The following is a 21,306-nucleotide window of genomic DNA, read 5'->3' as shown; positions in this document are numbered from 1 at the left end:
AGCGCACCATCTTTATACAGCCATAAATGCTGTGAATCAAGACTTACTTCTATATAATTGCCTGCCAGGTCATCTGTTCCGTTTCTCTTCATGCCACTGCTGCTGTACACCGGCTCTCTGGATACATCTTCACCACTTTTAAGATCTTCAAGAAGCTGTGTCAGCTCTGCATCCTGATCGATCCTGTATCCATATTCATTATCAGAAACCGTAACATCCGTTCCCAACGATGTATGAAAAGTACGCGGCACATAAATAGTATTATATTTATTTGCCATATTCGATATGTAATCTGCAGCCGCATCCTTATCAATGCTTATACCACTATTTTTAATCTGCAGCCAGGAACTGATCGTGTCTGAATCCAGCACCTGCGTTTCCTCACCAAACAGATAAGAAACTGTTGTACTGCGGTATTTTCTCAACAGGCTGTTTAACTTCTTCACCTTCTGCTTCATTTCACCTGATTCTTCAATATCCGGCTGCCGGTAAACTTCCTCGTTTAATTCCATCTTTACATCAGATGTAAGCAATTCTGTTTCGAAATCTTTATCCAGAGTTTCCTCCACATAACTCAACAGCCTGTTTTCATCAATCTGATTTCCGGGAACCTGTTTCACCAACACATATTTCTGTTTCTTTTTACTATATCGGATATGTGCATCCTCAGGCTCTGTTCTGTCTTTTTCATCAAAATGATCTGCAGACAATGCTGCCTGTTCCTGCGCTTCATCTCTGATGATCTGATAATCAATCTTATAATCTCTCTGTGATGCAAAAAGTTTAAATGTCCCGCTTCTCTCCTGTTTCAATGTTTCCAGTGCACTTTTCAGAATGTCCTGATCCAGACTGTATCCCAGTTGTTCCATTGAAACATTATAAACATCCTTTCCATCTTCATGAAATGTTATTTTTTTATTCTGAAATGCTTCAGATATTTTCTGCTGTGCTTCTTCCACAGTAAGCTTCGATACATCCAACCTGTACACACTCACTTTCCTTCCCAGTGTGACAGTATCCACATGATGTATGTAAACAGCCAGACCGATTCCCGCTGTCACGATCATCACGATACATATTACAAGAATCACTTTCAGCTTCTTTCTATTTAAGGCTTTTTTCTGTTCCATCCTTTGTTCTGCTACTTCCTTTCACCTTATTTTAGATATCTGCAATTATTTTATTATATAGAGAGATAAAAATCAATTTGTAAAATGCAGATTGCCTGCGGCAATGGAATTTTGGCTTGTATGTCTCGGGATTTTGGCATGTTCATGCCAAAACACCTCGCGGGATAGTGGTGTGTGAACAGCAACCGCCTGTTACTTTAGAGCGTGTCTGAAAAATCATTCCTGCAATCTGCACGCCCCACTTTGCGGTATATTTTGTCCGAATTCGGTTGTCGTAGCCCATCAGGTTTTTGAGTCCATAAAAAAATCCCACATCACAAGGATGCGGGATTTTTTACTTATGAGGTTATCATCAGGCTTTGTTAACTGATCCGAATAATTCCATTTTTTCCTTAACAGTAGCTTTGATTGCTTCGAAGCCAGGTGCAAGAAGTTTACGAGGATCGTATCCTTTACCCTGCTGATCTTTTCCTTCTTCGATGTATTTACGTGTAGCTGCTGCGAAAGAAAGCTGGCATTCTGTGTTTACATTGATTTTGGATACGCCAAGGTCGATAGCTTTCTTGATCATATCTGCCGGGATACCTGTGCCACCGTGAAGTACCAGAGGCATCTCTCCTGTCAGTTTCTGGATAGCATCCAGAGTCTCAAAGCTTAAGCCTTTCCAGTTAGCCGGATATTTTCCATGGATGTTACCGATACCTGCTGCAAGGAAATCAATACCAAGGTCTGCGATCATCTTGCATTCCTTAGGATCTGCGCATTCGCCCATTCCTACAACACCGTCTTCTTCACCACCGATGGAGCCAACTTCTGCTTCCAGAGACATTCCGTGTTCAGCAACGATCTTAACCAGTTCTTTAGTTTTTGCAACGTTTTCTTCGATCGGGTAATGAGATCCGTCGAACATGATGGATGAGAAGCCTGCTTCAACGCATTTTAAGCATCCTTCATAGCTGCCGTGGTCAAGGTGAAGAGCTACAGGAACAGTGATGTTCAGTTCTTCCATCATTCCGTTAACCATACCAACAACTGTTTTATAACCTGTCATATATTTACCAGCACCTTCGGATACACCAAGGATTACAGGAGAGTTCAGTTCCTGAGCTGTTAAAAGAATAGCCTTTGTCCACTCAAGGTTGTTGATGTTGAACTGTCCAACTGCATAATGACCTGCTTTTGCTTTTTTCAGCATTTCTGTTGCATTTACTAACATGATAAATTCCTCCTAATCTGTAGTAACTGTGTTCATTCTCAGTTACCCTAATCAATCTCCGATATGGAATTACATCTATATCCAGATATGGTTATATTACCAGATTTCTGCTTTTTCGTCTACTCTTTTGCCAAAAAAATAACAAACAAAATTCCCCGGAAGATATGCAAAAAAGTCCGGCAATACACAATATATAATAATTTTCTGCAATTTATAAAAAAGTGCTTGCATTATTTAAATATTTCATATATAATAAGTTTCGGTTTAAGGATGGATTCCCGAGTGGCCAAAGGGGGCAGACTGTAAATCTGTTAGCAACGCTTTCGAAGGTTCGAATCCTTCTCCATCCATCAAAAGGTTCAGACATTTGTCTGGATCTTTTTTTGTTATATTATAAAGCGGCAGCCCCTTCTTCCGCAAGAGGCTGCCGTCCGGGTCAGGCGGATAAGATCATCCGCTTCGCATTTTGTTAATTTTTATGATGTAAGACCACTGCGCCAAATGCCGGCATTGTGATCTTCAGAATTCCGGCTGCTGCTGTGTATTCTTTACATTCTTCCGTAAATCCCACTGCAGATGTCATGACAACACGTTTCAGCTTTGTATCTTCCAGACGGCTGATTCCTGCCTGTTCTAACCGTATCTCCACTTCCCTGCCTTCTTCCTGATTATTTACGATCACAATTATCTGTTCATCATGAGAAAATCTCGCATAACAAAGTCCCTGATAATCATTCCAGAGAAATCCCAGTGATCCCGTTTTTAACACTTCATATTTCTTATGGATACGGATCATTACCCTGTGGAAGTCGATCATCTGATAATCCTCACGTCCCCAGGGATAAGTACGTCTGTTATCCGGATCTGTGAATCCACAGAGTCCTGCCTCATCTCCGTAATATACAGTCGGTGCGCCCGGCCAGGTCATCTGGATGGTAACCGCCTCACGCATAACTGCCGGATTTACTCCCTCAGATGCCGCCTCCGGACCTGCATAGGAAATTCGTCCTACCCTGTGATTGGTTCTGGTCAGGAATCTGGAATGGTCATGATTTGACAATTCATTCATGGCTGTCTGAAGTGCAGACATATGAAGCGCTCTCATGTGCGTTTTCATAGCTCCGATAAAAGCCTCACTGTTTCCTAACAGGTCTTCACGATACTCGTCGCTGTGCTTCTCCATACCTGTCAGGAACCAGGTCAGCGGCTCCATAAATGCGTCATAGTTCATGACTGTATCCCATTCATCACCTTTCAGCCAGCCTTCCGGATTACCGTAATGCTCTGCCAGGATAATGGCATTTGGATTGGCAGCTTTCACTGCCTTCCGGAAATCTTTCCAGAACTGATGGTTAAAATCATTGCTGTGTCCCAGATCCGCCGCCACATCCAGTCTCCAACCGTCTACATTATAAGGAGCAGATACCCATTTCTGTCCAACACGAAGAATATAATCATAAAGTTCTCTGGAACCCTCATAATTTAATTTAGGCAGTGTATCGTGTGCCCACCATCCATCATAGGAGGTGTTATATGGCCATGCATTAGGATCATTAAAGGAAAAGAAATTACGATAGGGACTATCCGCAGAAACATAAGCTCCTTTCGGATATCCTTCCTGATTCTCATAAATACGTTCTCTGTCCATCCACTTATTAAAAGAACCGCAGTGATTGAACACACCATCCAGAATGATCTTCATTCCTCTTCTGTGGATCTCTGCTGTCAGTTTCGCAAAAAGCTCATTACTTGCTTCCAGATTCTTCTTATCTGTCACACGTTTGATATATTTCCATGCATGGGAATTATCATCGTCGTCTCCAAGAAGGATTCCCTTATTACAATCTTCTACAATCCTGCCGTAATGTGGATCCACATAATCATAATCCTGACAGTCATACTTATGATTACTTGGAGAAACAAAAATCGGATTTAAATAAATAACCTCGACTCCCAGATCCTGCAGATAATCCAGTTTGTTCATAATTCCCTGCAGGTCACCGCCGTAAAATTCACGCACACCCATCACTGCCGGAATCTTATTCCACTGTTCTACCTGTACACTCTTATCTCCAATATAATGATATTCTCCGGTCACAACATCATTGGTAGGATCTCCGTTAAGAAAACGGTCTACATAAATCTGGTACATTACCGCACCTTTGGCCCACCTTGGAGTATCAAAGCCCGGATAAATCTCAAAATCCATCCTGCCCTCATGTTTCATACAGACTCCCTGATTATTGTAATAACAGGTTACCCATCCATACTGTATCTCAAAATAATAACGGAAGATGTCCTCTCCAATCGTCACCTGGGCAGAATAATAATCAAATCCGTTCTCTGTCCCGCAAATCTCCATCTGCACACGCTGCTCCTGGCTTACCAGATATACAGAATCCACATTATTTCTCTGGGTACGGAATTTGATCGTTACTGTATCTCCTGCCTTTGGTTCTGCAGGTGTTCTGTAATATTCTGTTCCGTCACTGAAAAGCGCCTCTTTATTAAACACAGGACGCATATTCAGGATGTACTGCATTCTTTTTTTTATATCTGCTTTTTCATATTCCATTTCCGTCCAGTCCTCTCTGTCATTTATCATTTTATTATTTTATCCTAAAATAAACCATCTGACAACCATCTGTTTTTCCCAAAAATATTTAGATATCCAGTGATTCTGCACAACCATTCATTCTGTCACAGTATTTCGGACTGCCGGATTCCGGCGAAGCAGATATTTCATTGCTGAAAATAACGTGAACAGTAATGATATTTTAAGACAGTAAAAAAGCCAGCGGGATAAGCTGGCCTTTTTGGAGAAGGTATTTCTTCTTATGGGGTGTAGCAAAAACTATATAATGTATTGGGGGGTTTTTACGGTTTATATAATACCATGAGGCAAGAGAAAAGTGTGCACAAACTTCACAAAATTTGGCACACTTTTTTGTATACATTATATACTGTTGTTTTCTGTTTCCGGATTTTCTGTTGTAAAAAGTGCTTCAAATTCGTCTCTGTGCACCTTTTCCTTCTCGAGGAGAAGACTTGCACACTTGTGCAGAACATCCTCATGTTCCAGAATGATCTTCTTTGCCTGATCATGACATTCACTGATAATACGGCGGATTTCTTCATCAATGGACTTGGCAACATCCTCGCTGTAACTTCTGGTATGAGCCAAATCTCTGCCGATAAATACCTCGTCATCGTCATCACCATAACAGATAAGACCAAGTTTATCAGACATTCCGTATTTCATAACCATACTTCTGGCTGTCGCAGTTGCACGTTTGATGTCATTGGATGCACCAGTCGTAATATCTCCGAAGATAATTTCCTCTGCTATGCGCCCGCCTAACAGTGTCATAATATCCTGAAGCATTTTTCCTTTGGTATTAAACATCTCATCATTATCCGGAAGAGGCATGGTGTAACCTGCTGCTCCCATTCCTGTCGGGATAATGGAAATCGTATAGACAGGATCCATATCCGGAAGTACATGAAACAGGATCGCATGTCCGGATTCATGATACGCAGTGATCTTTTTCTCTTTCTCAGAGATCACCTTACTCTTCTTCTCTGCACCGATACCTACTTTGATAAAGGCACCTTTGATATCAGACTGAAGGATAAATCCCCTTCCCCGTCTTGCAGCTTCAATGGCAGCTTCATTCAGAAGATTCTCCAGGTCTGCACCTGTAAATCCTGCTGTTGTTCTGGCAATCTGAGTCAGATCTACATCCTCACCAAGAGGTTTATCCTTGGCATGAACGCGGAGGATCTCTTCTCTTCCCTTCACATCCGGACGTCCCACTGCAACCTTACGGTCAAAACGTCCCGGACGAAGGATTGCAGGATCCAGGATATCCACGCGGTTCGTCGCTGCCATCACAATGATCCCTTCATTCACACCAAAGCCATCCATCTCTACCAGAAGCTGGTTCAGCGTCTGCTCTCTCTCATCATGTCCACCGCCCATACCGGTTCCACGCTGCCTTGCAACCGCATCGATCTCATCAATGAAAATAATACATGGTGCATGGCGTTTGCCTTCTTCAAAAAGATCACGCACACGTGATGCACCTACACCCACAAACATTTCCACAAAGTCAGAACCGGAAATAGAGAAAAACGGAACTCCCGCTTCTCCTGCCACTGCCTTTGCCAAAAGTGTCTTACCTGTTCCGGGAGGTCCCACAAGCAGCACACCTTTCGGGATCCTTGCGCCTACTTTTGTATATTTCTGTGGGGATTTCAGGAAATCTACCACCTCTGCCAGATCTTCCTTCTCCTCCTGCAGACCTGCTACCTTGTCAAAGGTAACTTTCTTATTATCATCCGGAGATGACATTCTTGCGCGGCTCTTGCCGAAATTCATCATCTTTGCATTTCCGCCGCCACCGCCACCTGCCATCTGGCGGTTCATCATCATGATCAGAAAGATCACAAGGGCACCTGTGAGAAGAACCGGAAGCAAGGTTGTCAGAAATACATTGTCTCCGGGTACATCCTGGGTTGTAATATCAATATCATATTTATTCAGCAGTTCGATTGCCTGATTGACATCTGTCACATAAACCTTCTTCTGACCAGAGTCAGTAGTATCTACGATCACAGAACCTGTAGGCACTTCTCTGTTCTGCTGAATTGTCGCATCAACCACCTTGTTGTCTTCAAGAGCCTGCTCCAGCTGCTTCTGCGTGTAATTGCTCTGGGAAACCACCTGATTATTCAGATAAAAATAACCGGCTACCAGCGCAATGACCAGCACCAGATACAGACCAATTCTGCTTGGCTGTTTATTCACTTACTTAAATCTCCTTTCAGTCTTCCCCCAGTTCCACTACTCCGATGAATGGAAGATTCCTGTATTTCTGTGCATAGTCCAGACCATAGCCTACTACAAATTCATCCGGGATGTTAAAGCAGCAGTAATCAACTCTTACATCTCTGACTCTTCGCTCCGGTTTGTCCAGCAATGTACACAGACGGATGCTGTTTGGATTTCTCTGCTTCAGGATCTCAATAAGATAGCTTAACGTTCTTCCTGAGTCAATGATATCCTCTACGATCAGAACATCTTTGCCCTCCAGTGGCTGGTCAAGGTCTTTGACGATCTTTACAACACCGCTGGATTTGGTGTCATCACCATAGCTGGATACAGACATAAAGTCAAGAGAAACCGGCACTGTGATTCTCTTTGCAAGTTCACAGGTAAAGAATACACCACCTTTTAATACACAGATTAAATGGATTTCCTTGCCTGCATAATCCTTGCTGATCTTTGCTGCGATCTGCTTAATACGGGAATCTACTTCCTCTTCGCTGAGTAAAACTTTGATTTTCTCACTCATTTTCGTTTCCTCCTTGGTAATTTAATACTAACACCTTCCTGGTTTGGGGGTTAATTTTATACCTCTCATTCATCCTGCTTCCCACCATCCAGAGGATTTCTTTTCCACATGCGATCAGCGGAATGCTGTCTCTGTATTCCGACGGGATTTTCTCATCGATCATACAGCGGTTCAGCTTCTTTGTGTTCCCCTGCGCATTGATAACCATATAATCTCCTGTCCGTCTGGTGCGAATATACGGATTCTTTTCTATTTTATCATAATCCATCCATTTCGTATACTTTTTTTCTTCAATCTTCTGACCTTCATACAAAAATATTTCTGCCGAAAAAATTCCCAGCGGACTGGTCACAGTCCCCGGAATTCTGATTTTCCATTCCCCGTCTGATATATCTTTTCCGCAAACTGTTTTTCCGTTTTGGATATCTGAACCTTCATGCTTTTCACCGATCATCCCTGCTGACTTCTCCTCTCCGCACCGGCAAAGTCTTACTCCTTCATAATCTCTTCTGGCTTCCATGTGATAAGGAAGGCTGATCCGTCTTCCGGTCTGCATTTCATAAAGTTCCAGAACCTTCTCATAGTGAACAGCTGCCAGATCCTTCCGTCTGCCTGCCAGCTGTTCCATCGCCTGTTGTAATGCATAAACCTGAATGATCTGAGGCTCCGTAAAAAATTTTTCAGTAAAGTAATATCCCTTATCTTTCTGAAACTCGCTCAACACCAGGCAGCTCTGCTGCGTAAGATATTCCTCTGCCTGGGAAATCCTTGCCGCAGTCTCTGCCATATGTGCCGCTGCCTTTCCATTAACCTGCTGTTCCAACATAGGAAGAATATGATGTCTGATTCGGTTTCTGGTATATTCATCTGACAGATTGGTGCTGTCCTGAATATGAGAAATCTTCTTTTCTTTCAGATACTCTGCAATTTTGTCCCGGCTTAAACACAGAATCGGGCGGATAATCTCTCCGTCTGCAGGGCGCATGGTGCATAGTCCCCGCAGACCTGTTCCTCTGCACAGATTATGAAGCATAGTTTCCGCAAGATCCTCCTGATTATGCGCTAATGCAATTTTTATCTCGCTGTCCTTTCTCCCACAGACGGCAGCTTCCCTCTGAAAAGCTTCTTTTCTTACAATCCTTCCCGTCTCTTCCTCGCCCAGCTTCCACTCCCGGCTCAATCCCGGAACATCATAACAATAAACAGTACATGGAATCTGCCACTTCCGGCATATGTTTTCCACAAAGCTTTGGTCTCTGTCCGCTTCCTTTCCACGTATTCCATGATGTACATGAACCACTCTCAGTGTAAAATCCAGTTTTACCTGAAGTTCCTTTAAAATGTGAAGCATTACCATAGAGTCACTTCCGCCGGACACTCCTGCCAGAACCACCTCATTTTTTCCGATCATCCTGTTTTGCTTTATATAAGCAAGAACTTCTCTTTCCATTTTTATCCTGATTTCCTTTTCTATTTTAGTATCCGCAGCATTATTTTTTCCACACGCCTGCCACCAGCACTGTCATATCATCCCGTGCATGATAATCGCTGTATCCCAGCACCCGTTCCAGTATTCCCCTGCCGAAATCTTTCGGTGATTCCTCATGAACATCCATAATGATTTCTTTCATGGTTTCCTCCTCTTTCTGGTCCGGCAATGCATCCAGGACTCCGTCTGTCATCATGATCAGGTAATCCCCATGGTACAGCTTTCTGGAAGCTGTATCAAAATCGATCTGCTGTACAAGCCCTGCGGCCAGACTTTCAGAAGTAATAGATTCCACCCAGTGATCTCTTTTGATAAATGTAGACGCTGCCCCTGCCTTCAGAAAATTGCAGATTCCTGTATAAAGGTCCACTGCGCAGATATCCACCGTAGAAAACATCCCCTCCTCTCCTTTGAGCACCAGAGCGGAATTTACCATCTTTGCTGCCGTTTCCTGAGAAAATCCTGACTCCATAAACTGTTCCAGAAGTTCCACAACTTTCTCGCTCTCCCTGCATGCTTCCATCCCTGAGCCCATGCCATCCGAAAGGCACATAACAAACCTGCCGCCATCTTCCTGTCTGCATATATAATTATCTCCGGAAACCTTCTCTTCTTCTCTGGTAAGCCTGGCTGTTCCATAGAGAACCTGATAGCTTACATCCTCAGCAAAATGTACGGTGTGATATTCTCCGTTTACAATACATCTGCTCCCATTTACAGGTACCATGGAAATTTCACAGTATTTTGAAAGAAGCTGTGCGATCTCTGTCATGGAAATACACTGACCGCTTCTGGCACGCATAGTGAGAAAAATCTGTTTACGTCCTTTCACCTTATTCATCATCCATGCCCTGCGAAGGATCACATGGCTCTTTCTCAGTCCCTTGCGAAGTTCTTCTTCAAACTGCGGTGTTGCTCGCTCCAGGTCATACAGATCACTGGCTACGTTCTCCATGATATGTGAGACTTCCATAAGCTGCTGTGCTACTGCCAGCCGATTCTCGATCATACGGTTATCCCACATCAGGTTCTGCCTTTCTTTCTGAAAATTCTCTGCAACCGTCTCATAATACTGTACGGAACGGGGACATATGCCTGTCCAGTCAGCGCGGATGCCTCTGACATTTTCCTCATTTCCGCTCTCCATGGAACGTACCAGTGCCTCCACTCCTTTCACCAGCTCCTGACTGTGTTCTCCCCAGCAGATTTCCCTCTGATAGCATCTGCTGCATACCTTTGCATTTGTATCCTCAATGATCCGCTCAACCTGCCTGCTGCTCAGATAATCTTTCCGATAAGGCATCCCGTAGAAAGTATCTGCCAGTTTCTGAAAAGATGCCGCATACTTCTCCACCCTCTCTTTCTGAGGATGGCCCTCCTGCAGAGACGGCAGTTCTTCTGTATCCGGCAGATTTTCTGCTAAAATAGTTTTTGCCATGTCCCGTATGATCAGCATAATGCTGATAACGAGCATGGCAATCATCCATTCCTGCATATTCTCCCCTCCCCTTATTCATTCTCTGTATATAGCAGACTACTGCATTTTTATCAGAGAATCTCAATAACTGTTCAACAGTCCTCTCTTTCACAAAGTACTAAACAGTTACAGATATTATATGGAAGGGTTTCTGAAATATCTGTCAAACGCAGACGAATCCTTCGCAAAAGTTTTCGACATTTATTACTGCTGTTTCTTAAAAACAGTCTCATTGTCCTTCACAAGTCCCAGTTTCTCTCTGGCAATCTCTTCTGCATATTCGTCTGTCTCCATATATTTCTTTAATTTATCAATTTCTTCTGTACGTGTCTGCTCATCTTCAATCTGTTGCTGAAGAGTGGCGGCCTTAGCATCATATCCTGTGAGGCGTTCCTTGAGGTCATTACTTTCTAGCATAAGTCCTCCCAGAAGGACTAAAACAACCAGCGCAATCGCAATCATTCCAAGAGAGTTATACCCTACTTTCTTTTTTTTCTTCCTTTTATTAGAATTGCCCAATTTGCCAGCCTTCCTTTTTTAGCACATTTATACGCTTTATACCACAGAAGTTTACATCTTTTGACCGGAAATAGCAACCATTTTATCAAAAATTTAATAATTATTACAGGAATCTCCATAAGTTTCGTACAGCATTTTACAAAAATATCTCCGAGGACCCTGTTGCAGATATACGCTCCGGATAAAAAGCCTAAAACCATAAAAAAACGCAGGATCCCTTCATTGTTCCTGTAAATCTCCGAAAAAACAAAAAAGGCACAACAAAGCCAGTACAAAATATCTTCCGTTCCGACAGCTTTATCCGAATGTGCAAAAATATTCCTGAATGCAACCAGCAGATCATAACACAAAAGGAGAACAGCACCCACAGCTATTGTCCGAAGCAGCAGAAATAATTCATGATGAATAAATGTACTCATCTCTCACCGGAACATCCTTTTAAATAAGGATTCATCCCTGTTATCTGTATTCTTTGACAGATAAGTAAGACTGTCCACTTTTCCTTCCAGATCTACTTCTCCCTTTTCCAGATCAAGCTGCTTCACATGAAGCTGTTCTCCCTTTATTACAAGTTTCCCTGCCTGTGTAAAAAGCAGGATTTCTTTTTCATCAAAGGATTTAATATCCTTTACCCCGGTAATTCTCCCGTTCTGACGGTTTTCCAGCATCAGGCTGTGAGTTGAAAGTATCTTCTTCTCTTCCACAGACGCCTCCCGGTCACAGCCTCCGGAAACTATGACCTGCCAATCTGTTACTTATCAGTAGTTTATGTGCCGGAAAATGGAAATAGACAATAAAATGTTAAAAATTTATATGTTCCCACTGCATAAATGCCAAAAGCTGCAAATTACCATCCGGAATCAAAGATATTTGTACATACTCTCTACATCTTCTTTTTTGACAGTTTCTTTTACATCCAGTACTTCTACTTTGACGTTCTTACTTCCGAACTGGATTTCAATAGTATCTCCCGTCTTTACCTGTACAGATGCCTTGGCAGGCTTATCGTTGACAAGAACTCTTCCTGCATCACATGCTTCGTTTGCCACTGTACGGCGTTTGATCAGACGTGACACCTTTAAGTATTTATCTAATCTCATATTCTGCTCCTGTAAATGTTCTCTAAATGGATACTCACGAATTACTCCGCCGGAGTATCAAAAAAGGGGAACTTTCGTTCCCCCGGTTATCGCCTTTATTATTTACCGTTAACCATATCTTTTAATGCTTTTCCAGCTTTGAATTTCGGTGATTTAGAAGCTTCGATTTTCATAGTTTCACCAGTTTGAGGATTTCTTCCCTCGCGAGCAGCTCTTTCACTTACTTCAAATGTACCAAATCCTACTAACTGGATTTTTCCGCCATTTTTCAGTTCTTTAGAAACGACATCAACGAAAGATTTCAGAACGTCTTCTACGTCCTTCTTGGATAAGTTTGTCTCTTTCGCCATAGCTGCTACTAATTCTGTTTTATTCATGGTGTTTCCTCCTCTAATGATCTCTTTCTTGTTTGGTGGCATCTGCCAAAAGCGACAGAGCTCTATCCTCTATATATATACCTTTTTTCCCATATTGTCAAGGTTTTTCGTAACTGTTCAGCTCTGTGTTACTGAGGATAAGTTACTGTTCACACACCACTATCCCGCGAGGTGTTTTGGCATGAATATGCCAAAATCCCGAGACATACAAGCCAAAATTCCATTGCCGCAGGCAATCTGGAATGAATTTTGGCTACGTTACTGTGAACGGAGTGAACAGTAACGAGGATAATCCCTGAAACATTCCTCTGCAAAATTCTCCCAGATTTCTCTCTGTCTGATAAGATTCTGAAGCTTTTCCACATTTTTCTCTGAAATCCACACCTTTTTGTGTGAATAATAATAATTTGCCAGTTTCCAGTATTTTTCAGGATAAGTGAAACGTACACGCAGATTTTTCCACTCTTCTGCCGAGATTGAACGGATTTTATGATATTCCCTGAGCATTTCCCCTGCCAGTTCCAGATTCCAGTTATATTTCTCCAGTATTTTTCTCATAAAACGATACAAATCTGCTACCTGAATATCAAAACTCCAGTGACCAAAATTTGTAACTGCTGTCCCAAAGTGATCACCTTTCAGCATCAGAACATTATGCTGATTATATTCTCCATGACATACCTGTCCTTCCCGCCATGCCCTGTCCCTGAGATCATCATAATCCGTCTCATCCAGAAGCCTTACTGCATACTGTGCCCTCTCAAGAAACTGCTCCACACTTGCCAGATAATTTTTCTCAAATACATTGGATGCTCCTTTATTCCGTATAAATTTTCGTATCTTACGAAGCTCCTGATTATGCCGGAGATATTCCTCCCTGAGAGATCTTTCCCTGTATTCCTCCACAGGTTCCATTTTCATTAAAATATGTAACCTTGCCAGTGTCCGGACACTTTTTAAAATATCTTCCCGGGATTTTGTGTCACACTCTTTTCCTTCATACCAGTGCTGGAGTGTAAACCTTTGTTCAGTTTTATCTTTGCTGACCAGACTTTCCTGATTATTCCGCAGAAAATAATCGGTATTTATACCATTTTCCTGAAGTCTCATCAAAAGCTCCTGCTGTTTTTCCAGCTTTTTTTCAGAACCGTGAAATTCCCTCAGGATCAGAAGTCCCTGAGCTGTATAGCAGAGTAAAGCTCCTCTTGTCCTTGCAGAACGGTCTGCTGTCAGCTCATACTGAGCCAAAGTGCCAAGTCCGTAATCATACAATGACATATCCCCCTCTTAATCATCTTAATTCTTTCTATACATATGAAGAAAATCCGGTGGATATACCCCCGGATTTTAGTTATTTACTATATTCTAATATACTGACAATTCCATAAAACTGCACTATTTCTCATCAAGCAGACCCAATAATATCTCTTTCTGATTCTTCTGTGGATCGACAAGTACTACTTCCAGCAGACGGTTCAGCGTTTCTCCTATCTCACGACCCGGCTTATAACCGGCTTCAATCAGATCTTTCCCTGTCACTGCCAGAGTTTTTAAAGATACACACTGATGTTCATTAATGATCGTCTCATAAGCCTCTTTCACCTTATCCAGACGTTCCTGCTTCTCTGTGCGTCTGTAATCACTCTGTGCCAGCATATCTGCCTGCTGCACTTCCAGATAATATGGGAAAAGATCCTCACCGATACGGTTCACTGCCCTGCGCACTGCCTTTGTCATTCCCTCCGGTCTGTCATCATGCCATTTTACCAGACGGGTTACCTTGCGGATCGTATCATTATCGAATTTCAGCCTGCGCAGGATCTGTGCAGCCATCTTTTCTCCCGCAATCCCATGCATCTTGAAATGATCTCTTCCATTCTCATCTGTTTTCCGGACAACCGGCTTTCCAATGTCATGAAGCAGCATGGTAATCCTGAGAACTTTATCTGCACGTACATGACAGAGACTGTGCAGGATATGCTCTCCTACTGTGTAACAGTGGTGCGGCGTATTCTGAGATGTTGTCATACATGCATCAAACTCCGGAAGAAATTCAGCTGTGATCCCGGCTTCATAAGCCACCCTGAGATAATCCGGATGAGGAGACATCAGAAGCTTCACAAGCTCTACCTGAATCCGCTCTGCGCTGACACGCTTCAGATTCGGTGCCAGAACCTTCAGTGCCTTACGAGTCTCTTCTTCAATGGCAAAGCCCAACTGCGCACTGAAACGGACTGCACGCATGATCCGCAGTGCATCCTCTGTAAAACGCTCCAGCGGATCTCCCACACAGCGGATGATTTTTCTCTCAATATCCTCCAGTCCGCCGAAAAGGTCCACCAGTCCTGAAGAAGGATTGTATGCCATTGCATTGATGGTGAAATCCCGGCGTTTCAGGTCTTCCTTAAGGCTTGCTGTAAAGGTGACCTCTTTGGGATGTCTGCCGTCCTCGTACTCACCATCTACACGATAAGTCGTGACCTCATATCCTTCTTTTTCCATAAGAACAGTCACTGTTCCATGCTGCAGACCTGTATCCACTGTTCTGTGAAACAAAGCCTTGACCTGCTCCGGCTTTGCGGATGTGGTGATGTCCCAGTCATCCGGGCTCCGTCCCAGAATGGAATCACGCACACAGCCGCCTACCACATAGGCTTCATAGCCTGCTTTTTCCAGTATATGCAAAATTGTTTCCGCGTTTTTCGGTATTTCCAGAATCATATGACCATCCTTATCTTCTTCTATTTATTCTTAACCCCGAAAACCGGCACTCAGATATCTCTGCTGCCGGTTTTCTTTATTTTCTTATTGATTAGTATGCTCTTCCCCAGTAAACCATCTTCTTGGCAGGTTTTCCACAGCATACGCAAACATCACTTAAGTGTTCCTGCTCAAACGGCATACATCTGGATGTAGCCTGAACATCCTCTTTAATCTTGTCCTCACATGCGCGGTCACCGCACCACATAGCTTTTACGAAACCTGGTTTGTTAACAATAGTATCTTTGAATTCTTCATAGTTTGTAGCAACATAAGTATGGGAATCTCTGTGCTTACGTGCACGCTCCAGCATATCTTTCTGGATTGTTTCCAGGATTTCCTGTACTTTCTCCACAAGCTCATCAAATGTAACAGTATATTTCTCTCTTGTATCACGACGGCAGATCACAGCCTGACCATTCTCGATATCCTTCGGGCCGCACTCGATACGGATCGGAATACCACGCATTTCCTGCTCTGCGAATTTGAATCCCGGGCTCTTGTCTGTGTCGTCTACTTTTACGCGGACTCCTGCTGCCTTTAATGCTGCAAACATCTCATCTGCTTTCTCAAGAACGCCCTCTTTTCTCTGCTGGATCGGGATGATCACTGCCTGTACAGGAGCGATTCTCGGAGGCAGTACCAGACCGCTGTTATCACCATGTACCATGATGATTGCACCGATCATACGTGTTGTCATGCCCCAGGATGTCTGATGTACATACTGAAGTTTATTTTCTTTATCTGTATACTGGATGCCGAATGCTCTTGCAAATCCATCGCCAAAGTTATGGCTTGTACCGGACTGAAGAGCTTTTCCATCATGCATCAGGGATTCAATTGTATAAGTAGCTTCTGCACCGGAGAATTTCTCCTTATCTGTTTTCTGTCCCTTGATAACCGGGATTGCAAGTACTTCCTCGCAGAAATCTGCATACAGGTTCAGCATCTGGATAGTACGTTCTTCTGCTTCCTCGGCTGTAGCATGAGCTGTATGGCCTTCCTGCCATAAGAACTCACGTGAACGAAGGAACGGACGTGTTGTCTTTTCCCAGCGCACTACAGAACACCACTGATTGTATACCTTCGGCAGATCTCTGTGGGACTGGATTTCTTTTGCATAGAAATCACAGAATAATGTCTCTGATGTGGGACGTACACACAGACGCTCCTGAAGTGGATCCAGACCACCATGAGTTACCCATGCAACCTCAGGTGCAAATCCTTCTACATGATCTTTCTCTTTCTGAAGAAGAGATTCCGGAATAAAGATTGGCATGTACACATTCTGTACGCCAGTCTCTTTAAATCTTCTGTCCAGTTCGTGCTGGATATTTTCCCAGATTGCATATCCTGCAGGTTTGATTGCCATGCAGCCTTTTACGCTGGTATAACCGCAGAGTTCAGCTTTCTTTACAACGTCGGTATACCACTGGGCGAAATCCTCTTCCATGGATGTGATGGCTTCTACCAGTTTCTTATTGTTTGCCATAATTGTTTCTCCTTTTTATGTGATATGTTGATCCTGAAAGCGCATCAGGATATAGTCGCGGCGGAATGCATATTCTTCTTATTTTTCTTCTATAAATAAATTTCCCTATCTGCTTCACAGTACAAAAATCTGCTTTTTTATAATCCGGCAAAATATGTCATATTATAAAAAACGAAAAAAGAAGCCCAGCATCCCTCACAAGGGACCGAAAGGCTTCGGCGGTACCACCCTAATTAGCACTGTGCCCAAATGCCTGCACATTGCTCGCTCTTCTTCCGATAACGCAGGAAAAACGCCGTACTTCAATTGTACGGAGCTCCGAGGCCGGTTCCATAATTCACGCACAGAATCCTTCCACCACTGTTTCACAGCCAACCGGCTGTTCTCCGGGACTCTTCTCTGGGATTGCTCCTTATGTACTATTCTCTTCATCGCTGTATATATTTCGCATTTGGTTATATTTTATTTGAAATAAATTGATGTGTCAAGAGTAAAATCGTTACTGTTCACACACCACTATTCCGCGAGGTGTTTTGGCATGAATATGCCAAAATCACACTTCTATTGTAATCTTACGTCCTGTCCGGTTATATTTATAATAACGGACCCCGGCTGCATCCAGCATTCTCTTGGAAGCGAGCACTGCCGGCGTGTCTGCATATTTATCGCAGTCATAGACAATCGTCTTAATACCTGCCTGAATAATTGCCTTGGCACATTCATTACATGGAAAAAGGGAAACATAAAGCTTTGCACCTTCCAGACTTCCTCCCCTGTAATTAAGGATCGCATTCAGCTCACTGTGGGTCACATAAAAATATTTCGTATGAAGACTGTCACCCTCTCTCGCCCATGGAAATTCATCATCTGAACAGCCCTTTGGAAAACCATTATAGCCCATGGACAGGATTTTATTATCCTCACTCACAATACAGGCTCCTACCTGAGAATTCGGATCCTTGGAACGCATCCCTGACATCATGGCAACTCCCATAAAATATTCATCCCATGATAAATAATCTGTGCGTTTATGATTTGCATCCATTTCTCAAACCTCCCCTTCACATACTTCACCCTTCATCCGCTTCATAAAATCAGCACATTGTCTGTTACTGTGAACGGAACGAACAGTAACCATTATCTGCTTATAACTGACACAGCCAGAACTTAACACTTTACTCTACGGCAACCCTCATTCATCATACATGTGAGAGAATTACTATAATCATGCAGGCTCTGGCTGTTTTATCAGTTTTCTTATTTTATGGCTTATTCAGTCTCTATCTGATTAATTCTTCTGATATGTCTCTCATCGTTGGAAAACGGTGTATTCAAAAATGTATCCACAATCTTCAATGCCAGCCCAGGTCCTACCACTCTTCCGCCAAGTGCAAGGATATTGGCATCATTGTGAAGTCTTGTAGCCTCTGCTGTAAAACAATCTGTGCAGACTGCAGCTCTGATTCCTTTAAACTTGTTTGCTGTAATGGAAATTCCGATACCTGTTCCGCAGATCAGGATTCCCTTCTCACATTCGCCGTCAAGAATTGCATGTGCAACCTTCTTTGCATATACCGGATAATCTACGGAATCCAGACTGTCACATCCATAATCTTTATATTCAATTCCTTTCTCATCCAGATATTTCTTAATCTCCTGTTTTAATTCATATCCACCGTGATCACATCCTAAAGCTATCATTAATCTTCCTCCTGAAATTAATTTATTTTCTTTACCTCTTCAGCAGACTATTTAAATGAATCTTCATTATCCATCTGGCCATTACTGCTGATAAGATTATATAGTCAGGCATATATCTGCTTCACTACCTGATTATATCATACCACCTGTATGATCTTATGTCCCGCTGCTTTCAGCAGACGGTTCATAATGGCCTGTCCCATTCTTGGTGTATAAAACGCTTCTGAATAAATAGACCTGACTGCACTCTGGTCAAAATCCCGCAACACTTCATACAGATGATGCGCTATCGTCTCTTCTTCCTTCCGGCTTCCAATGCTGACTACCAGACCTTCCGGATATCTGTCCTTTGTCTCGTCCGTTGCAATAATTCCAACCTGCTCGCCGTGTGCTTTCGCCTCCGCAGCCAGCTCATTGATCTTCTTCACAACAGCTTCCTCCGGTCCCTCAACAATTGCCAGATCTGCCTTCGGTGCATAATGGCGATATTTCATACCCGGTGCTTTCGGACGTACTTTGCTGTCAGATGCAATCAGCCCCTTGTCCATCCTTACATCCCCCAGAGTCTCCTGAAGCATCTCCAGAGAAATATAACCCGGACGCAAAACCACCGGCACATCCTCAGTAAAATCAACGATCGTAGACTCAAGACCGATTCCCACCTGGCCTCCGTCAATGATCATCTCAATCGCTTCACCAAGATCCTCCTCTACATGCTGTGCAGTAGTCGGGCTTGGTCTTCCCGAAGTGTTGGCACTGGGCGCAGCCACATAACCACCTGCTGCCTTGATAAGTTCCTGCGCGATCCTGTCACTCGGAAACCGAACCGCCACACTGTCCAGACCACCCGTAGTCTCCTGTGGTACAAGATCCGACTTCGGAAGAATCATAGTCAGCGGACCCGGCCAGTACTTCTCTGCCAAAATCTTCGCCTTCTCCGGAACCTCAGCTACAATCGGAGCCAGCTTATCAAACTCTGCAATATGCACGATCAGCGGATTATCCGAAGGTCTTCCCTTCGCCGCATAAATTTTCATAGAAGCCTGCGGATTCAACGCATCCCCTCCAAGACCATACACAGTCTCCGTAGGAAACGCAACCAGACCACCCTGTTTCAAAATATCTCCACCTCGCCGGATAGCCTCCATATCAAGATTATCCGCTGTCATGGATACAACTTCTGCTCTCATTAAATTCCTGCCTTCTTATCTGTTCTGTATTTTATATAACAATATTCCTCTTACTTTATTTTCGTTTTGTATGTTCATGATACAACAGAGATAAAAATTCGTCAAATGTTTCTTCTTTGGCAAACAGATATTCTCCATTATCCAACCAAACAAATAACAAGCTGACAGAAAATATTTCTCCTGTCAGCTCGTACATCAATCTCTTAATTTATCAGGCAATACATATACCCTTTCTCTTGTGAGTTCTGTGGCCTTAACTTCTGCTTATACTGCTTACCTGAAACAAGATTATAATTTGTGTATAAATCAAAAAGCATTATCTGATCGCATTCATACAATATTTATAGATTCTTTTATAGGTACGTGTAGAATAGTGAACGCCGTCATCTATATTTCCCTTAAACTCATTGTATGTACTGTAACCATTCTTCATCAGATATTTATAGGTATCTATCCATTGAAATCTATGATTTAACCCATTCTGCAATCTGTCATTAAAGTAACGTAACTGCGCTTCTTTTCGAGTTGGTTTCATTGCTGTATTTACCGGATTCACAGACATATAAAACAATCTGCAGTCACTTTCAAGTTCCTCTGCAAGAGTGTTCATACACGCAAGATATGCATTTGCCTCGCCTTTATAATCAACCCCATTTCCGGAATTATGACTCGAAAGATCATTCACACCAAGATTAAAAATAACTGCTACGGGCTTATCTGAATCTGACTGCAGACGGGCAATTTCACTTCTCATTACTCTCTCTCCTGCTGTTTCAAACCAGCTCAGTCCCTCCCCTGTCTTACACACAAATGATACTTTTGCAACTGCATCCTTTCCATATTCCCGAAGAAGAGTTTTCTGCATAAAATACGTTCTGGAATCTCCCACAAAAATAATTCCGGAATACTCCGACAGCTGAGCTGCCAGATTATTGACCTGAATATCCGGCTCCTGTTGCCAGTTATACATAACTGCATATAAATGGGTTTTCTTCCTTACCTGTATCACCTGTCCCGCCTGATACTGCGGATTCTGAGTCTGATCCGGCTTCGTGCTCCATCCAAGAAAAGTATATCCGGTTTCGTTCTTTATTGCAGGAAGTGTCACTTTTCCATTACTGTCTGCTTTTCTTATTATCGTAGACCCATCTGCCTGATGGAAAATAACCACCTTCTGAGAAGCAGATGAAATCGCTTCTGCTCCCTCCGACGGAGCCAGTGACTCATCATTTTTATTATCCGAATATGTAAAAGATGTGAAGCTTGTGGTTCCTTTTTCCACATCGTAAACCCTTACTTTGCTGGTTTTCGCAAAAGCAGTTTCACAAAAACATGAACTACAGCAAATTGCTCCTGTCAACATCATAATCATCATTTTCCTGCTATAATGTCTAACCTGAATTATTCGATTCCTCATTTTAAAATTCTCCTTTCCTGTCATATGAATATTAGGCGTTTGCGAAACGCCAAAAGCCGCATAAATACGGCATTTTTTTGT

At 42.9% G+C, this 21,306-nt stretch carries 21 protein-coding genes and 1 tRNA gene (1 of these 22 running past the window's edge); 2 read left to right on the top strand and 20 right to left on the bottom strand.

Annotation, left to right across the window (positions count from 1 at the left end; genetic code table 11):
• Together NQ550_RS04575 and NQ550_RS22420 are read right to left on the bottom strand one after the other, a co-directional pair.
• On the bottom strand, positions 1-1,130 hold the 5' portion of the coding sequence (locus NQ550_RS04575; protein WP_025580793.1) for a L,D-transpeptidase family protein. Its footprint begins 313 nt before the window's first position; 1,130 of the gene's 1,443 nt are visible here — the first part of the coding sequence; it begins with the start codon at positions 1,128-1,130; the stop codon falls past the left edge of the window.
• Between the two features lie 142 nt (positions 1,131-1,272).
• Entirely contained in the window at positions 1,273-1,413 is a 141-nt protein-coding gene (locus tag NQ550_RS22420) for a DUF6783 domain-containing protein (protein ID WP_326929079.1), read from the bottom strand.
• Between NQ550_RS22420 and NQ550_RS22745 the strand changes: the two genes are divergently transcribed.
• Positions 1,360-1,500 carry a DUF6783 domain-containing protein gene (locus NQ550_RS22745; protein WP_319017446.1) on the top strand — a complete coding sequence of 47 codons (141 nt, stop codon included), beginning with the start codon at positions 1,360-1,362 and terminating at the stop codon, positions 1,498-1,500. The two genes, NQ550_RS22420 and NQ550_RS22745, sit on opposite strands and share 54 nt — an antisense overlap.
• Here NQ550_RS22745 and fba read toward each other — a convergent pair.
• Entirely contained in the window at positions 1,483-2,346 is an 864-nt protein-coding gene (fba, locus tag NQ550_RS04570; RefSeq protein WP_022379939.1) for a class II fructose-1,6-bisphosphate aldolase, read from the bottom strand. The two genes, NQ550_RS22745 and fba, sit on opposite strands and share 18 nt — an antisense overlap.
• Positions 2,347-2,614: 268 nt before the next feature.
• Between fba and NQ550_RS04565 the strand changes: the two genes are divergently transcribed.
• A tRNA-Tyr gene (locus NQ550_RS04565) sits at positions 2,615-2,696 on the top strand.
• A gap of 119 nt (positions 2,697-2,815) precedes the next feature.
• Here NQ550_RS04565 and NQ550_RS04560 read toward each other — a convergent pair.
• The 17 genes from NQ550_RS04560 to NQ550_RS04480 all read right to left on the bottom strand — a co-directional run bounded on the left by NQ550_RS04560 (position 2,816) and on the right by NQ550_RS04480 (position 21,225).
• The gene (locus NQ550_RS04560; protein ID WP_081703321.1) at positions 2,816-4,951 is read right to left on the bottom strand and encodes a glycoside hydrolase family 13 protein; all 2,136 of its coding nucleotides are present in this window, start codon (positions 4,949-4,951) and stop codon (positions 2,816-2,818) included.
• A gap of 351 nt (positions 4,952-5,302) precedes the next feature.
• The gene (gene ftsH, locus NQ550_RS04555; RefSeq protein WP_025580791.1) at positions 5,303-7,156 is read right to left on the bottom strand and encodes an ATP-dependent zinc metalloprotease FtsH; all 1,854 of its coding nucleotides are present in this window, start codon (positions 7,154-7,156) and stop codon (positions 5,303-5,305) included.
• Between the two features lie 16 nt (positions 7,157-7,172).
• Positions 7,173-7,703: a hypoxanthine phosphoribosyltransferase gene (hpt, locus tag NQ550_RS04550; protein ID WP_025580790.1), complete on the bottom strand. Its 531-nt coding sequence runs from the start codon at positions 7,701-7,703 to the stop codon at positions 7,173-7,175.
• On the bottom strand, positions 7,696-9,153 hold the full coding sequence (gene tilS, locus NQ550_RS04545; protein ID WP_025580788.1) for a tRNA lysidine(34) synthetase TilS: 1,458 nt from the start codon (positions 9,151-9,153) through the stop codon (positions 7,696-7,698). The genes hpt and tilS overlap by 8 nt, the downstream gene beginning before the upstream one ends.
• A 40-nt stretch (positions 9,154-9,193) precedes the next feature.
• On the bottom strand, positions 9,194-10,687 hold the full coding sequence (locus NQ550_RS04540) for a SpoIIE family protein phosphatase (protein ID WP_025580787.1): 1,494 nt from the start codon (positions 10,685-10,687) through the stop codon (positions 9,194-9,196).
• Between the two features lie 186 nt (positions 10,688-10,873).
• The gene (locus NQ550_RS04535) at positions 10,874-11,188 is read right to left on the bottom strand and encodes an FtsB family cell division protein (protein ID WP_242833678.1); all 315 of its coding nucleotides are present in this window, start codon (positions 11,186-11,188) and stop codon (positions 10,874-10,876) included.
• Positions 11,149-11,607: a spore cortex biosynthesis protein YabQ gene (gene yabQ / locus NQ550_RS22415; protein WP_025580784.1), complete on the bottom strand. Its 459-nt coding sequence runs from the start codon at positions 11,605-11,607 to the stop codon at positions 11,149-11,151. Before yabQ ends, NQ550_RS04535 begins: the two co-directional genes overlap by 40 nt.
• A 3-nt stretch (positions 11,608-11,610) precedes the next feature.
• Entirely contained in the window at positions 11,611-11,892 is a 282-nt protein-coding gene (gene yabP, locus NQ550_RS04525; RefSeq protein WP_025580783.1) for a sporulation protein YabP, read from the bottom strand.
• Positions 11,893-12,048: 156 nt separating this feature from the next.
• The gene (locus tag NQ550_RS04520; protein ID WP_008707948.1) at positions 12,049-12,288 is read right to left on the bottom strand and encodes an RNA-binding S4 domain-containing protein; all 240 of its coding nucleotides are present in this window, start codon (positions 12,286-12,288) and stop codon (positions 12,049-12,051) included.
• 98 nt (positions 12,289-12,386) lie between these two features.
• Entirely contained in the window at positions 12,387-12,665 is a 279-nt protein-coding gene (locus tag NQ550_RS04515) for an HU family DNA-binding protein (RefSeq protein WP_008707945.1), read from the bottom strand.
• A 258-nt stretch (positions 12,666-12,923) separates the two neighbouring features.
• Positions 12,924-13,943: a phosphotransferase gene (locus NQ550_RS04510; RefSeq protein ID WP_029677288.1), complete on the bottom strand. Its 1,020-nt coding sequence runs from the start codon at positions 13,941-13,943 to the stop codon at positions 12,924-12,926.
• 117 nt (positions 13,944-14,060) lie between these two features.
• Positions 14,061-15,386, bottom strand: coding sequence for a CCA tRNA nucleotidyltransferase (locus tag NQ550_RS04505; protein WP_025581116.1), 1,326 nt, complete (start codon positions 15,384-15,386; stop codon positions 14,061-14,063).
• A gap of 91 nt (positions 15,387-15,477) precedes the next feature.
• Positions 15,478-16,917: a proline--tRNA ligase gene (proS, locus tag NQ550_RS04500; RefSeq protein ID WP_008707939.1), complete on the bottom strand. Its 1,440-nt coding sequence runs from the start codon at positions 16,915-16,917 to the stop codon at positions 15,478-15,480.
• A gap of 553 nt (positions 16,918-17,470) precedes the next feature.
• Complete coding sequence (locus tag NQ550_RS04495; RefSeq protein WP_025581117.1) at positions 17,471-17,962, bottom strand: deoxycytidylate deaminase; 492 nt, start codon at positions 17,960-17,962, stop codon at positions 17,471-17,473.
• A gap of 224 nt (positions 17,963-18,186) precedes the next feature.
• Positions 18,187-18,618: a ribose 5-phosphate isomerase B gene (gene rpiB, locus NQ550_RS04490; protein ID WP_008707935.1), complete on the bottom strand. Its 432-nt coding sequence runs from the start codon at positions 18,616-18,618 to the stop codon at positions 18,187-18,189.
• Positions 18,619-18,755: 137 nt separating this feature from the next.
• A complete protein-coding gene (locus NQ550_RS04485) occupies positions 18,756-19,808 on the bottom strand; it encodes an L-threonylcarbamoyladenylate synthase (protein ID WP_025581118.1) in 1,053 nt (350 codons plus the stop codon).
• Between the two features lie 316 nt (positions 19,809-20,124).
• The gene (locus NQ550_RS04480) at positions 20,125-21,225 is read right to left on the bottom strand and encodes an InlB B-repeat-containing protein (protein WP_259839365.1); all 1,101 of its coding nucleotides are present in this window, start codon (positions 21,223-21,225) and stop codon (positions 20,125-20,127) included.
• Between the last annotated feature and the right edge of the window lie 81 nt (positions 21,226-21,306).

The organism is Blautia wexlerae DSM 19850, assembly GCF_025148125.1.
GTDB classification, from domain to species: domain Bacteria; phylum Bacillota; class Clostridia; order Lachnospirales; family Lachnospiraceae; genus Blautia_A; species Blautia_A wexlerae.
This window is presented reverse-complemented; position numbering and strand designations above follow the sequence as displayed.

Excerpts from the sequence above, each read along its gene's own strand:
- NQ550_RS22420 (WP_326929079.1), bottom strand. The coding sequence starts at position 1,413 with ATGGGCTACGACAACCGAATTCGGACAAAATATACCGCAAAGTGGGGC.
- fba (WP_022379939.1), bottom strand. The coding sequence starts at position 2,346 with ATGTTAGTAAATGCAACAGAAATGCTGAAAAAAGCAAAAGCAGGTCAT.
- NQ550_RS04560 (WP_081703321.1), bottom strand. The coding sequence starts at position 4,951 with ATGATAAATGACAGAGAGGACTGGACGGAAATGGAATATGAAAAAGCA.
- hpt (WP_025580790.1), bottom strand. The coding sequence starts at position 7,703 with ATGAGTGAGAAAATCAAAGTTTTACTCAGCGAAGAGGAAGTAGATTCC.
- tilS (WP_025580788.1), bottom strand. The coding sequence starts at position 9,153 with ATGGAAAGAGAAGTTCTTGCTTATATAAAGCAAAACAGGATGATCGGA.
- NQ550_RS04540 (WP_025580787.1), bottom strand. The coding sequence starts at position 10,687 with ATGCAGGAATGGATGATTGCCATGCTCGTTATCAGCATTATGCTGATC.
- yabQ (WP_025580784.1), bottom strand. The coding sequence starts at position 11,607 with ATGAGTACATTTATTCATCATGAATTATTTCTGCTGCTTCGGACAATA.
- NQ550_RS04520 (WP_008707948.1), bottom strand. The coding sequence starts at position 12,288 with ATGAGATTAGATAAATACTTAAAGGTGTCACGTCTGATCAAACGCCGT.
- NQ550_RS04515 (WP_008707945.1), bottom strand. The coding sequence starts at position 12,665 with ATGAATAAAACAGAATTAGTAGCAGCTATGGCGAAAGAGACAAACTTA.
- NQ550_RS04510 (WP_029677288.1), bottom strand. The coding sequence starts at position 13,943 with ATGTCATTGTATGATTACGGACTTGGCACTTTGGCTCAGTATGAGCTG.
- NQ550_RS04505 (WP_025581116.1), bottom strand. The coding sequence starts at position 15,386 with ATGATTCTGGAAATACCGAAAAACGCGGAAACAATTTTGCATATACTG.
- proS (WP_008707939.1), bottom strand. The coding sequence starts at position 16,917 with ATGGCAAACAATAAGAAACTGGTAGAAGCCATCACATCCATGGAAGAG.
- NQ550_RS04495 (WP_025581117.1), bottom strand. The coding sequence starts at position 17,962 with ATGGATGCAAATCATAAACGCACAGATTATTTATCATGGGATGAATAT.
- rpiB (WP_008707935.1), bottom strand. The coding sequence starts at position 18,618 with ATGATAGCTTTAGGATGTGATCACGGTGGATATGAATTAAAACAGGAG.
- NQ550_RS04485 (WP_025581118.1), bottom strand. The coding sequence starts at position 19,808 with ATGAGAGCAGAAGTTGTATCCATGACAGCGGATAATCTTGATATGGAG.
- NQ550_RS04480 (WP_259839365.1), bottom strand. The coding sequence starts at position 21,225 with ATGAGGAATCGAATAATTCAGGTTAGACATTATAGCAGGAAAATGATG.